The organism is Fibrobacter sp. UWB7 (genome assembly GCF_900142945.1).
In the GTDB taxonomy this organism is placed as follows: Bacteria; Fibrobacterota; Fibrobacteria; order Fibrobacterales; family Fibrobacteraceae; genus Fibrobacter.
In genome coordinates this window covers 1-13,518 of the sequence record NZ_FRCO01000003.1, presented here as the reverse complement: position 1 = coordinate 13,518, position 13,518 = coordinate 1, and the positions used below count along the sequence as shown (strand labels likewise).

The 13,518-nt window shown below is 52.7% G+C and carries 12 protein-coding genes and 1 tRNA gene; all 13 read right to left on the bottom strand.

Translation table 11 applies throughout. From position 1 onward, the window contains the following. Nucleotides 1–15: 15 nt before the first annotated feature. Nucleotides 16–492: a 30S ribosomal protein S7 gene (gene rpsG / locus BUC30_RS09955; protein ID WP_073424720.1), complete on the bottom strand. Its 477-nt coding sequence runs from the start codon at nt 490–492 to the stop codon at nt 16–18. Between the two features lie 11 nt (nt 493–503). Next, nucleotides 504–893, bottom strand: coding sequence for a 30S ribosomal protein S12 (rpsL, locus tag BUC30_RS09950; protein WP_015731968.1), 390 nt, complete (start codon nt 891–893; stop codon nt 504–506). A gap of 67 nt (nt 894–960) precedes the next feature. Next, nucleotides 961–5,400: a DNA-directed RNA polymerase subunit beta' gene (gene rpoC / locus BUC30_RS09945; protein ID WP_073424719.1), complete on the bottom strand. Its 4,440-nt coding sequence runs from the start codon at nt 5,398–5,400 to the stop codon at nt 961–963. Between the two features lie 2 nt (nt 5,401–5,402). Continuing rightward, nucleotides 5,403–9,692: a DNA-directed RNA polymerase subunit beta gene (rpoB, locus tag BUC30_RS09940; protein WP_073424718.1), complete on the bottom strand. Its 4,290-nt coding sequence runs from the start codon at nt 9,690–9,692 to the stop codon at nt 5,403–5,405. A 105-nt stretch (nt 9,693–9,797) separates the two neighbouring features. Then, nucleotides 9,798–10,172, bottom strand: a complete 375-nt coding sequence (gene rplL / locus BUC30_RS09935) for a 50S ribosomal protein L7/L12 (protein ID WP_015731969.1) — start codon at nt 10,170–10,172, stop codon at nt 9,798–9,800. Between the two features lie 51 nt (nt 10,173–10,223). Then, the gene (rplJ, locus tag BUC30_RS09930) at nt 10,224–10,757 is read right to left on the bottom strand and encodes a 50S ribosomal protein L10 (RefSeq protein ID WP_014545988.1); all 534 of its coding nucleotides are present in this window, start codon (nt 10,755–10,757) and stop codon (nt 10,224–10,226) included. Between the two features lie 8 nt (nt 10,758–10,765). Beyond that, a complete protein-coding gene (rplA, locus tag BUC30_RS09925; protein ID WP_014545989.1) occupies nt 10,766–11,452 on the bottom strand; it encodes a 50S ribosomal protein L1 in 687 nt (228 codons plus the stop codon). Between the two features lie 40 nt (nt 11,453–11,492). Beyond that, nucleotides 11,493–11,918 carry a 50S ribosomal protein L11 gene (gene rplK, locus BUC30_RS09920; RefSeq protein WP_014545990.1) on the bottom strand — a complete coding sequence of 142 codons (426 nt, stop codon included), beginning with the start codon at nt 11,916–11,918 and terminating at the stop codon, nt 11,493–11,495. Nucleotides 11,919–11,950: 32 nt separating this feature from the next. Further along, nucleotides 11,951–12,490 carry a transcription termination/antitermination protein NusG gene (nusG, locus tag BUC30_RS09915; protein WP_073424717.1) on the bottom strand — a complete coding sequence of 180 codons (540 nt, stop codon included), beginning with the start codon at nt 12,488–12,490 and terminating at the stop codon, nt 11,951–11,953. A 3-nt stretch (nt 12,491–12,493) separates the two neighbouring features. Further along, nucleotides 12,494–12,682 carry a preprotein translocase subunit SecE gene (gene secE / locus BUC30_RS09910; RefSeq protein ID WP_073424716.1) on the bottom strand — a complete coding sequence of 63 codons (189 nt, stop codon included), beginning with the start codon at nt 12,680–12,682 and terminating at the stop codon, nt 12,494–12,496. 19 nt (nt 12,683–12,701) lie between these two features. Further along, a tRNA-Trp gene (locus BUC30_RS09905) sits at nt 12,702–12,774 on the bottom strand. A 12-nt stretch (nt 12,775–12,786) separates the two neighbouring features. Then, entirely contained in the window at nt 12,787–12,939 is a 153-nt protein-coding gene (gene rpmG / locus BUC30_RS09900) for a 50S ribosomal protein L33 (protein WP_014545993.1), read from the bottom strand. Nucleotides 12,940–12,951: 12 nt separating this feature from the next. Next, the coding region (locus BUC30_RS09895) for an EF-Tu C-terminal domain-related protein (RefSeq protein WP_244536581.1) at nt 12,952–13,518 on the bottom strand (567 nt) is incomplete at its 5' end.

Sequence of the window (13,518 nt, the reverse complement as noted above, 5' to 3'; positions counted from 1 at the left end):
GCTTGCGCGCAAGAATTAGAAACGGAAGTGAGCGAAAGCCTTGTTGGCTTCGGCCATCTTGTGCGTATCGTTCTTCTTGCGGACTGCGTTGCCTTCGCTGTTCTTAGCGGCAACGAGTTCTGCGGCAAGACGTTCTGCCATGTTGGCTTCGTTGCGGTTACGAGCTGCATCGAGGAGCCAGCGGAGAGCGAGAGCCTTGGCGCGATCCGGAGCAACTTCCATCGGGACCTGGTAGTTTGCACCACCAACGCGACGGGACTTGACTTCGACACGCGGCTTGATGTTTTCAAGGCAGAGTTCGAACTTTTCGAGCGGAGTTTCCTTACCTTCAACCTTCTTGTCGAGGAGGTCAAGAGCGGTATAGACGATCTGTTCAGCGATGGTCTTCTTACCCTGCTTGAGAACGACACCGACGAGTTCGGTAACGAGGGTGGACTTGAAACGCGGATCCGGGAGGATGGAGCGATGGAGAGCCTTTCTTCTTCTAGACATAGATTACTTCCTTACTTCTTGGCCGGAGCGGCACCTTTCTTCTTAACACCGTACTTGGAGCGGCCGTTCTGACGACCGTTGACTGCCTGAGTATCGAGCGTACCACGGATGATGTGATAACGAACACCCGGAACGTCCTTCACACGACCACCGCGGATGAGCACGATGGAGTGTTCCTGGAGGTTGTGACCTTCGCCCGGGATGTATGCGGTCACTTCCATCTTGTTGGAAAGACGCACACGGGCAATCTTACGAAGAGCGGAGTTCGGCTTCTTCGGGGTGCTGGTGTAAACACGGGTGCAAACACCGCGCTTCTGGGGGCAGGACTTCAAAGCTACGGAAGCGGTCCTGTTGCTGATCTGTTCACGTCCGTTACGGACGAGCTGTTGAATAGTTGGCACTGTTTAATCTCCTAGATTTTGGAGTGCAAATATAGTTTTATTTCCAAATATTTCAAGTACTTAGCTGTTAATTATCCGAATCTTCCTCGTCAGAAGAGCCGATTTCGTTATCCAAGAGCTGGATTCCGGAACCAGAGTCGTAATTTTCAGCCTGTACATTCTGCAAACGAGAGCGTTCTTCCATTTCGTCGGCATCGGCATCGATCACTTGGACGTTCCTCAAGTGACGGGCACCAGTACCGCACGGAATAAGTCGACCCATAATCACGTTTTCCTTAAGACCCATGAGCGGATCCACGCAGCCTTCGATGGAGGCGCGAGTAAGGATTTTTTGGGTTTCCTGGAACGAAGCAGCAGAGATGAAGCTGTCCGTTGCCAAAGAAGCCTTAGTGATACCAAGGAGCATCGGTTGATACTTAGCTTCGGCCTTACCGAGAGCGCGCAGACGTTCGTTTTCGGTACGGAGACGGATCTTGGAAATTTCTTCGCCAGGCAAGAATTCGGATTCACCCGGATCTGTAATGCGGACCTTGCGCATCATCTGACGAACGATACATTCGATGTGCTTATCTGCAATAGCCACACCTTGCAAGCGGTAAACCGCCTGGATTTCGTTCACCAAGTGGCGCTGCACATCCTCGGGTCCGAGAACGTCGAGGATATCGTGCGGGTCCACACTGCCTTCGCTGATCTTCTGACCAGCACGGACACGGTCACCGTCATTGACCGCCAGATGGATACCACGCGGAACCAGCACTTTCACTTCGTTGCCATCCATCTGCTGAATAATAACTTCTTGGTTGTTGCGCACTTCGTTACCGTACTTGACGAGACCGTCAACCGGTGCGATGAATGCCTTGTTCTTCGGAACGCGAGCTTCGAAGAGTTCAGCGACGCGCGGAAGACCACCGGTAATATCGCGGGTCTTACCAGCTGCACGCGGAAGCTTTGCGATAACCTGACCGGAAGTAACGCGGTCACCCTGATGCACGGCGAGGATAGCGCCGTCAGGCAACATGAAGTGGCCAACCTTTTCGCCACGGTCGTCGTTGATGACGATAACCGGACGCAATTGGTTCTTACCGTGCTGCTTGTCGCTGATGACGATCCAAGTTTCAACTTCGGTCATTTCATCGCGTTCAATACGGTAAGTTCTGTTTTCAATAAGATTGCTAAATGCGATCGTACCAGACACGTTCGTGATAATCGGGCTGTTATACGGATCCCATTCGAACATGCTTTCGCCCTTCTTGACGGTAGCATTGTTTTCGACGTGCAAGATTGCACCATACGGAATCTGGTAACGACCCTTGTTAATGCCGGTCGTATCGAAAATAACGAGTTCGCCCATACGGGAGACGACAACCTTCTGGCCTTCGTGGTCGACTGTTTCGACCTGTTCGAGTTCGATGTGGCCATCGACTGTAGCCTTCTTGTCGCTTTCAACCGTCAAACGGGAGGAAGCACCACCGATATGGAACGTACGGAGGGTAAGCTGCGTACCCGGTTCACCGATGGACTGTGCAGCAAGCACGCCAACAGCTTCGCCGAGGTCAACCGGACGACCGGAAGCAAGCATACGGCCGTAGCACTTGGCGCAAACACCCGTCTTGGAGTCGCAAGTAAGCACAGAGCGCATCTTGATGTGTTCAAGACCCGTAGCAGAAATCTTCGGGAGGTCACGTTCGGTAACGAGTTCGCCAGCCTTCACGATCACTTCGCCCGTCACCGGGTGCTTGATGTCATCGACCGGAGCACGACCGAGGAGACGTTCTTCAAGAGGAATGACCGTATCGTCACCGTCCTTGAATGCGGAAACTTCGATACCGTTCGTCGTGCCGCAGTCCGGTTCGGTAATCACGAGGTCCTGGCCCACGTCCACGAGACGACGGGTAAGGTAACCAGCGTCAGCCGTCTTAAGAGCCGTATCAGCAAGACCCTTACGAGCACCGTGAGACGAAATGAAGTATTCCATCACGTTCAAGCCTTCACGGAAGCAGGACTTAATCGGGTTTTCAATAACTTCCTGACCACCGAGCTGCTTGATCGGCTTCTGCATCAAACCACGCATACCGGACAGCTGCTTAATCTGTTCACGGCTACCACGAGCGCCGGAGTCAGCCATCATGTAGACCGGGTTGAAACCGTCACGGTCGTGAGAGAGCAAATCCCACTGCTTGGCTGCGACATCGGACGTCGTCTTGGACCACACGTCAATCGTCTGGTTATAACGTTCGCCGTCAGTAATGACACCGTCTTCGTAAAGAGCGCGAATCTTGGAAACCTGTTCGGCAGCCTTGTCGAGCATTTCCTGCTTTTCCTTCGGGATCACCATTTCGGCGATAGCCACAGAGGAACCAGCGCGCGTTGCCCACTTGTAACCGTTAGCCTTGAGGTCGTCGAGGTAGTCGACGGTCACGCGGTTGCCGGTACGACGATAGAGGTCGTCAATGGACTTTGCAATCACCTTCTTGCCGAAGGTTTCGTTGGCGTAGCCAAGAGCGTTCGGGACAAATTCGTTGAAGATGATACGGCCGACAGTCGTCTTGATGACATTGTCTTCCTTAAGGGTGAGGAACTTAATCTTTTCGCCAGCCTTGACCTGGACTTCGAGATTGCCATTGTCATCAGCCATTTCGCGGATGCAGGTGCAATCCTTTTCGAGAGCGCCCATATAGATCTTGCGACCTGCCGGGAGCTTCAAGTAAACATTGGCGTTCAAATCCACGACGTCGTTTTCGTAAGCGCGAACGGCTTCGGCCGGGTCGTAGAAGTGCATGCCTTCACCCTTGCGGTTCGGACGCGGCTTGGTGAGGTAGTACAGACCAAGCACGATGTCCTGGCCCGGCACAGCGATCGGCTGACCGGAAGCCGGGTGAAGAATGTTGTTCGAAGAAAGCATCAACACGCGGCATTCGAGCTGAGTTTCGAAGCTAAGCGGAAGATGGCAAGCCATCTGGTCACCGTCGAAGTCAGCGTTGAATGCTGTACAGACGAGCGGGTGGAGGCGAATCGCGTTACCTTCAATGAGCTTCGGATAGAAGGCCTGGATACCCAAGCGGTGAAGCGTCGGAGCGCGGTTCAACATGACCGGGTGGTCTTCAATAATCTGTTCGAGAATGTCCCAAACTTCAGGACGTTCTGCGTCAACGTACTTCTTAGCAGACTTGAGCGTGTAGACAATGCCTTCTTCTTCCAAGCGCTGGATGATGAACGGCTTGTAAAGTTCAAGAGCCATGCGCTTCGGGAGACCGCACTGGTGCATGCGAAGTTCCGGTCCCACGACAATCACGGAACGGCCGGAGTAGTCAACACGCTTACCGAGCAAGTTCATACGGAAGCGGCCCTGCTTACCCTTGAGGAGTTCAGCGAGGCTCTTGAGCGGACGTGCAGAACCTGCACGAGCGGTGCGGCGGCCGCTATCGAACAACTGGTCGACAGCTTCCTGGAGCATACGCTTTTCGTTGCAGAGAATCACGTTAGGGGCACGGATGTCAATCAACTTTTTCAAGCGGTTGTTGCGGTTGATGACACGGCGATAGAGTTCGTTCAAGTCGGAGGTAGCAAAGCGGCCACCTTCGAGCGGTACGAGCGGACGAAGATCAGGCGGGATAACCGGAAGAACGTCGAGGATCATCCAGGACGGCTGGTTAGCGAGCAAGCGTGCTTCGTTCGGATACTTGTGGCGGAATTCTTCGTAGGCGTCGGCAAGCACAAAGTCGGAGTGCTTGGCTTCGTAGTCTACCTTGAATTCGGCAACAGCTTCGGCAAGACCCTTGAGCCAGGCCTTGCTTGCGTCGCGGGCCGGATCCGGATTCTTGTAGTAGCTGCGGAAGCTTTCCATCTGGGACTTCTTGAAGGCTTCGACGACCTTGAGGCGCTTCACGGCGTCGTCCTGCTTGGTCTTGGACTTGGAAGTAGCCTGCAAGCGGAGTTCTTCGGAGAGCTTGGTCAAGTCGACGCGGTCGAGCAACTGCTTGATAGCAGATGCGCCCATCTTGGCTTCAAATTCACGGCCTTCGGCAACGAGGTCCTGATACTGAGCTTCGTCGATCAGGGAGTTCGGTTCGAGGTCGGTCGTACCCGGATCAATCACCACGTACTTTTCGTAATAGATGATATGGTCGAGGTCCTTAGTATTGAGGTTGAGGAGTGCACCGATGACGCACGGCTGGTTACGGACGAACCAGGTGTGGGTCAGAGGGATAGCAAGTTCGATGTGGCCCATGCGTTCGCGACGGACCTTGGAGTGAGTCACTTCAACACCGCAACGGTCGCAGATGACGCCCTTGTAGCGGATGCGCTTGAACTTACCGCAGTTGCATTCCCAGTTCTTAACCGGTCCAAAGATCTTTTCGCAGAAAAGACCATCCTTTTCAGGCTTGAAGGAACGGTAGTTAATCGTTTCCGGCTTTGTCACTTCGCCATAGGACCAGTAACGGATCAGGTCCGGGGAGGCGAGATGAATAGAAATGTCGCCAAACTGTTCAGTCATTTCTTCAGCCATAATTACTTGTCTCCAGTGGTCTCGATATCAAGACCCAAAGAATGAACTTCGCGAATCATAACATTGAAGGATTCAGGGATACCCGGCTTCGGAGTATTCTGACCCTTGACAATGGCGTCATAGACCTTGGAACGGCCCTGCACATCGTCAGACTTGACGGTGAGGAGTTCCTGCAACGTATAAGCGGCGCCGTAAGCTTCCATAGCCCACACTTCCATTTCACCGAAGCGCTGGCCACCGAACTGGCTCTTACCGCCAAGCGGCTGCTGCGTCACGAGAGCGTAGCTACCGATAGAACGTGCGTGGATCTTGTCGTCGACCAAGTGACCGAGCTTGAGGTAGTACATGTAACCGATGGTCACCGGGTTCAGGAGGGCTTCACCGGTCTTGCCGTCGTAAAGCTTGGCCTTACCGATAATCTTGTTGTTATCCGGATCCATTTCGTAGTTCACGATCGGGTTCTTCTGGTAAGCCTTTTCGAGTTCCTTGCAGATATCTTCGAACTTGGCACCATCGAACACAGGAGTCGTCACCTTGAAGCCGAGAGTCTTTGCAGCCCAGCCCAAGTGAACTTCAAGCACCTGACCGATGTTCATACGAGAAGGCACGCCCAGCGGGTTCAGAAGAATCTGGAGCGGACGACCGTCTTCAGTGAACGGCATGTCTTCGACCGGAACAATTCTCGAGACGACACCCTTGTTACCGTGGCGACCTGCCATCTTGTCACCGATGGAGAGGCAGCGCTTCTTTGCGATGTAGACCTTGACGCTCTTGAGAACGCCCGGCTTGAGTTCGTCACCCTTCGTGACCTTGTCGATTTCCTTTTCCATCGTGCGGGTAAGGGTATCGAGGTTGTCGCGAGCGACGAGAACGAGAGAGAGCACCTTGTCCTGGAGGTCATCGTCATCCACAACGAATGTGGAGAGCGGAGAGACCTTCGTCACGTCGATGAGTCTGAGGTTCTGTTCGTTATAAGTCTGACCTTCGCGGATGAGGAGCTCGTGAGTTTCGTTGTCCATGACCTTGCCAGCAGACTTGCCTGCGAGGAGGTCGAACAAGTGTTCACGGCATGCATCCTTGATGCGGTCGATCTGGCTCTGGAAATTCTGACGAATTTCTTCGATCGTTTCCTGATCCTTTTCCTTGCTCTTCTTGTCGGCCTTGTCCTTCTTGCTGAAGATACGGGTTTCGAGCACGACGCCCTTCATTCCCGGAGGAGCCTTGAGGGAAGAGTCACGCACATCGCCGGCCTTTTCGCCGAAGATGGCACGGAGCAAACGTTCTTCCGGAGTGAGTTCGGTTTCGCCCTTCGGGGTAACCTTACCGACGAGGATATCGTCCGGACCGACTTCAGCACCGACGCGGATCACGCCGTTTTCGTCGAGGTTACGGAGAGCGTCTTCACCGACGTTCGGAATTTCACGAGTCAATTCTTCCGGACCGCGCTTGGTGTCGCGGACTTCCATTTCGTATTCTTCGATATGGATAGAAGTGAACGTGTCCTTGATGGCAAGTTCTTCGGAGATAATGACAGCGTCTTCGTAGTTATAACCGTTCCACGGGAGGAAGCCGATGAGGATGTTCTTACCGAGAGCGAGTTCGCCGTGGTCAGTAGAAACACCGTCAGCCAAGACGTCGCCGACCTTCACGAAGTCACCAACGTTCACGATCGGCTTCTGGTTGATGCAGGAATCCTGGTTGGAACGTTCAAACTTGCGGAGCGTGTATTCGTCAATCGGATCCTTGCCGAGGAATTCATAGTTTTCGCCAAGGCCAGTGAGCGGTTCAAATACGCCGTTCACCATCTTGCCGCGCTGCACAGTGATGTTGCGAGCGTCAACAAACGTGACCTTACCGTCGTGCTTTGCACGGACAACCGTACCCGAGTCGAGAGCGGCGCGGCGTTCGAGACCAGTACCCACGACCGGAGCTTCGGCGCGGAGCAGAGGCACAGCCTGGCGCTGCATGTTAGAACCCATCAATGCACGGTTAGCGTCATCGTGTTCAAGGAACGGAATAAGACCAGCAGCCACAGACACAATCTGCATCGGGGCAACGTCCATGAGGTCGATACGTTCGGTTTCGATGTCGCCAATAGCGATGGAGTCCTGCTTCATCAAGTGCGGGTATTCGCTCTTGTCGCGGACGATGACGTAGCCGTCCATGTCGCCCTTGAAGCGGTTGTTTTCGTCAAGTTCGGTAGAAGCCGGAGCGACCTTGAAGGAGTCTTCTTCGTCTGCAGTGAGGTAGCTGATGTAGTCGGAAACGATCTGTTCCACGACGTCGCCCACCTGCACGTAGTCCGGAGTGCCGTCGAAATCATCGAGGGCAAAGCCGTTCTTGCTATAAGAAATATTACCGTCGGCATCCTTGAGCTGGAACACCTTGTTTACGAAGCCTTCGAACAATTCGCGCTGGCGGTTGTCGAGGTTCAGGCGGACAGTGTCGATTTCCTTCTGGGTGAGTTCAAGTTCCACGAAGAGGTGCGGATCATGAACGAAGCCCTTGAAGATGCCGAAATGCCACTTTTCTTCCGGGAAGTAGCACTTGTTGCCCTGAGCGTCCTTGAATTCAACGAGACCCACAATACGGTACGGGGTTTCGATGAAGCCGAAGTGGTTCACCACGGCGTAAGATGCGAGGGAGTTGATAAGACCGATGTTCGGACCTTCCGGAGTTTCAATCGGGCAGAGACGGCCATAGTGCGTGTAGTGAACGTCACGGACTTCGAAGCCTGCACGTTCACGGGTAAGACCACCAGGACCGAGAGCGGAGAGACGACGCTTGTGAGTAAGTTCAGAAAGCGGGTTCATCTGGTCCATGAACTGGGACAACTGGCTCTGGCCAAAGAATGCCTGGACGACAGTAGAGACCATGCGAGTATTCACGAGTTCGCGCGGAGTCGTCTGTTCTTCTTCGGAATGGAGAGAAAGGTTTTCGCGGATGACGCGAGACATACGGGAGAGGCCGACGGAAATCTGACCGGCAAGGAGTTCGCCCACGGAACGTGTACGACGGTTGCCCAAGTGGTCGATATCGTCAAGTGTGTAGCCTTCATCGCCGTTGAAAAGGCCGACCATGTATTCGATGATAGCGAGGAAGTCAGTCTTGCTCATCGTCATCTGGGTCACAGACGGCATCTTGAATTCGTTGACGCGGTCGAAGCGTTCAGCAACTTCCTTAACCTTGGCAAGAATAGCAGCGGTGTAAACCTTTGCGTTCAAGCGGTAACGACCGACTTCGCCAAGATCGTACTTGTGCGGGTCGTTGAGGAAGAGTTCGTCGAAGTAGCGTTCGGCGGTCTGGAGGTTCGGAGCTTCTTCCTGCTGCTGGTGGGTCACGGAGTAGACAGCCTTGAGAGCGTCTTCGCGGGACTTCGTCTTATCGGCAGCGAGTGTGTAGTGGATGAGGAGGTTGTCTTCTTCCTTGGAAAGCACGGTGATCTTTTCGACACTGCTTTCGCGGAGGCGTTCGAGCTTCTTGTCGTCGATGACAGTGTTAGCTTCGAGGATGATTTCACCCGTTTCTTCGTCAACGACATCGTTGAAGATGATGCGGTTGATGAGGGTGCAGACACCTTCCTTGTCAAAGTCATTGAATGCGGCATCGTCGAGAACGATTTCGTCAGTCTTCTTGTAGAAGAGGTTCAGGATGTCCTGAGTCGTTTCGAAGCCGATGCAGCGAAGCATGGCGGTAGCGGCGATCTTCTTCTTGCGGTCGATGATGAGGTAAAGGATGTCGCCTTCGGTGTTGAATTCAACCCATGCGCCGCGGTGCGGAATAATACGGCTCTTGTAGTCGGAGCGGCCGTTGGGTTGCATTTCTTCGTCAAAGCTCACACCAGGAGAACGGTGCAACTGCGAAACGACGACGCGTTCAGCGCCGTTAATGATAAACGTTCCGTTCTCGGTCATGATAGGAAGTTCGCAAACCAAGACATCGTTCTTGATTTCTTCCTTGAGCTTGCTTTCTTCTCCGTCCTTTTCGAACACCTGGAGGGAGAGAGTAGCAAAAAGTTCCATGGAATACGTGAGACCGCGCTCACGGCATTCGGGGATGCTGTATTTCGGGATGCCGAAATAATATCCTTCATACTTCAAGGAATACAGATCCTTGTCATCGGTGATCGGGAAGATATCGCGGAACACGCGTTCAAGCCCGACATTCATCCTTTTTTCTTGCGGAATGTCCTTTTGAAGGAATTGCTCGTACGAAGCCTTCTGGACTTCGATCAGGTACGGGAGTTCCAGGTGGAACTTGTTGGAGGAATAAGACTTTCGCTCCGTCGTCATTAGAAATACCTCATCCGGTGAAGAGCCTAATAATAGTCAAAAAACACCAAAAGCCCGCACTGTTGTGCAGGCAATTGGTAAGGAAGAATTAATGCAGCAAAAGCATTACTTAAGGGTAACCTTTGCTCCGAGTTCTTCGAGTTTCTTCTTGAGAGCTTCGGCGTCAGCCTTCGGTGCAGCTTCCTTGATGACGCTGTTGGCAGTTTCGACGACCTTCTTAGCTTCAGCGAGGCCGAGACCCGTGATAGCACGAACTTCCTTGAGGATAGCCATCTTCTTGGCCGGATCGATTTCGGCGAGGATGACGTCGAATTCGGTCTTTTCTTCAGCAGGAGCTGCAGCAGCTGCAGCCATAACTACAGCGCCACCGGCAGCGGCTTCGATGCCGTGGGTTTCTTTAAGGTAGTCAGCCAAAGCCTTGGCTTCGAGAAGGGTAAGACCAACGATTTGATCGCCCAATGCCTTGATATCAGTTGCCATGATGTGTTTCTCCGATTATTCCGTTTAAAATTTTTGGTTTGTGGTTTGTTGTTAAGCTTCCGCTGCAGCAGGGGCTGCTTCGGAACCCGATTCTTTTTCCAGTTTTTCCTGGAGGGTCTTGAGCTGACCGGCAATCGTGGAGCCAGGTCCGAGAGCGATAGAGACGATCATTGCGATCATGCCCTTACGATCCGGAATCTTGGAGAGGTTCACGACTTCGGAGCCCGGCATTGCCTTGCCATCAAGGTAAATGCTCTTGGCAACCAAGAAATCAGGGTTTGCTTTGTGGAATGCTTCAATTTCGCGAGCCGGCAGGAGCGGGTCTTCTTCGAAACCGACCATCACAGACGTTGCGCCAGTGAGGGAGTCGTTGAGACCTTCAACCTTGAGTGCTTCGAGCACGCGCTTGAGAAGAGTGTTCTTCACAGCGTGGTACTTGACACCCTTAGCAGCGAGGGCCTTGCGGAGGGCATTGTCCTTATCGACAGTGATGCCCTGGAAATTGAGCAGATAGACGGCGGTAGCGCCCTTGAAGGACTCGACGAGCGCGTCCACGGTCTGTTGTTTTTTAACTACAGCTTTCATGGTTTCTCCTAGCGCGTCAGTGCCATATCAAGTTTGATGCCCGGGGCCATCGTAGCCGTCAATGTGAGGCTCTTGATGTAAGTGCCCTTAGAAGATTGAGGCTTGTTCTTCACAACAGAGTCGATAACAGACTTCGTGTTTTCAACGAGCTGATCGGCAGTGAAGGAAAGCTTGCCAACCGGAGCGTGGACGTTAGCGCCCTTGTCAACGCGGTAGGAAATCTTACCGGCCTTGAGTTCCTTGACGGTCTGAGCGACGTTAACAGTCACCGTACCAGCCTTGGGGCTCGGCATCATACCACGAGGACCGAGGACACGTGCGACCTTACTAATCACCGGCATCATGTCGGGAGTAGCAACGACGGCGTCGAAATCCAGCCAGCCTTCCTGAATCTTCTGAACCAAGTCGGCACCACCAGCGTAGTCAGCACCTGCGGCTTTGGCAACTTCAAGGTTGTTGTCCTTGCAGAACACCAAGACGCGGACCTGACGACCGGTACCATGCGGAAGCACGACAGTGCCACGAACCACTTGGTCGGAATGTTTTGGGTCCACACCGAGATTGAAGTGTACTTCGACCGTCTGGTCGAACTTCAATTCGGACTTTTTGAGTATTTCGATTGCTTCCTTCAAATCGTACGCCTTGGTGCGATCGAAAGATTCAGCAATCTTTTTGTATTTTTTTCCTCTGAACATGAAATTTTCCTGTCAGATACGTAACGGTGAATTACCTGCCTCAGTCAACCACTTCAATACCCATGGAACGAGCAGTGCCCGCAACCATGCGCTTGGCGGCTTCGAGGTCGATTGTGTTTAGATCCGGCATCTTCTTTTGGGCGATTTCCGTGATCTGGGCTTGAGTGATCTTGCCAACTTTCTTACGGTTGGGTTCACCAGAGCCGCTCTGCACGCCAGTAGCCTTCTTGATGAGGGCCGGAACCGGCGAGACCTTCGTGATGAAGGTAAAGCTCTTATCAGCATAGACCGTGATGACGACCGGCACAATCATGCCCTTGTCATTCTGGGTCTTAGCGTTAAACTGTTTGCAGAACTCCATGATGTTCACGCCCTTCTGACCAAGGGCAGGACCTACCGGAGGAGCTGGGTTAGCTGCACCACCGGGAATCTGGAGCTTAATATAACCTGTGATTTTCTTTGCCACTGTATTATCTCCGTTTCAAAGACCGTAATCAATTATGCGTCGGCGGATTCGACCTGGTTAAAGGCGAGTTCGACTGGCGTAGAACGACCAAAAACGGAAACCATGACCTTGATCTTGGCTTCCATAATTTCATCTACGACGCCCACAAAGCCCTTGAACGGACCTTCCTTGATGCAGACATTTTCGCCAATTGTATACGGAATTTGGATCTCGCCTTCGATGGAGTTTTCAGGATCAACACCTAGAAGACGATCGACCTCGCTCTGACGAAGCGGAATAGGTACTCGAGAAGCGCGAGTCATTCCGCCGAAATGGGTGACACCATTGATGGTGGACACCAGGTGCTGGGTGAGCTCGTCCAGCTCCATTTCAATAATAATATATGCAGGAAACAAATTTTGGACGCTTACTCGGCGCTTACCGCGAACGTTGGAAACAACTTCGCGCATAGGTACGAGAATACGTCCAAATTTATCTTGAACGCCTTCGCGCTCAATCATTTGCTCAAGGCGTTTCTTGATATTGTTTTCTTGACCGGTAAAGGTGTGAACGGCATACCACTGCATGGACATACACTAACCTCTACCCATGATAAAATCGACAATCCAAGAGAGACCTAGGTCGAGCACTGCAATATAGAATCCCATGATAACGCTAAAAAGCATCACAACAAGAGTTGAACCCTTAAGTTCTTCCCAAGTAGGCCAAGTAACCTGTTTCAGTTCTTGGACCGATTCTGATACATATTGCTGAACCTTACGCATGTTTACTCCGGGAAGTGAGCAGGTCGAGAGGGACTCGAACCCCCAACCAACGGTTTTGGAGACCGTGACTCTACCAATTGAGCTATCGACCTATTCGGACTTCCTTACTTGGATTCCTTGTGAACAGTATGCTTGCGGCAGAAGCGGCAGTACTTCTTGTATTCCACGCGGGAAGGATGAAGACGCTTGTTCTTGTCGCAATCATAGTTGCGCTGATTGCATTCTGTGCATTCAAGCACGATGAGTTCTCTAGGCATTTTTTATCCTGATTACTTGATGATTTCGGTTACAGAACCTGCACCAACCGTACGACCACCTTCACGGATAGCGAAGCGGAGCTGCTTTTCCATAGCGATCGGAGCGATGAGGTTCACGTGAATCGTGACCGTGTCACCCGGAGTAACCATTTCAACACCTTCCGGGAGCTGGATCGTACCAGTAACGTCGGTGGTGCGGAAGTAGAACTGCGGACGGTAGCCATTCATGAACGGCGTGTGACGGCCACCTTCGTCCTTCGTGAGAACGTAAATTTCAGCCTTGAATTCGGTGTGCGGAGTGACAGACTTCGGAGCAGCGAGAACCATGCCACGGACGATGTCCTTCTTTTCAGCGCCACGGAGGAGGAGACCAACGTTGTCACCTGCCTGAGCGTCGTCGAGGAGCTTACGGAACATTTCAACACCGGTAATGACGTATTCGGTGGTTTCACCGAGACCGATACGTTCAACCTTGTCGTTGAGACGAACGACACCGCGTTCGATACGGCCAGTAGCGACAGTGCCGCGGCCAGTAATCGTGAACACGTCTTCGATCGGCATGAGGAACGGCTTGTCGGT

Coding starts and splice junctions, on each gene's coding strand:
- rpsG (WP_073424720.1), bottom strand. CDS start 492: ATGTCTAGAAGAAGAAAGGCTCTCCATCGCTCCATCCTCCCGGATCCG.
- secE (WP_073424716.1), bottom strand. CDS start 12,682: ATGCGTAAGGTTCAGCAATATGTATCAGAATCGGTCCAAGAACTGAAA.
- rplJ (WP_014545988.1), bottom strand. CDS start 10,757: ATGAAAGCTGTAGTTAAAAAACAACAGACCGTGGACGCGCTCGTCGAG.
- rpmG (WP_014545993.1), bottom strand. CDS start 12,939: ATGCCTAGAGAACTCATCGTGCTTGAATGCACAGAATGCAATCAGCGC.
- rpoC (WP_073424719.1), bottom strand. CDS start 5,400: ATGGCTGAAGAAATGACTGAACAGTTTGGCGACATTTCTATTCATCTC.
- nusG (WP_073424717.1), bottom strand. CDS start 12,490: ATGTCCATGCAGTGGTATGCCGTTCACACCTTTACCGGTCAAGAAAAC.
- rpoB (WP_073424718.1), bottom strand. CDS start 9,692: ATGACGACGGAGCGAAAGTCTTATTCCTCCAACAAGTTCCACCTGGAA.
- rplL (WP_015731969.1), bottom strand. CDS start 10,172: ATGGCAACTGATATCAAGGCATTGGGCGATCAAATCGTTGGTCTTACC.
- rplA (WP_014545989.1), bottom strand. CDS start 11,452: ATGTTCAGAGGAAAAAAATACAAAAAGATTGCTGAATCTTTCGATCGC.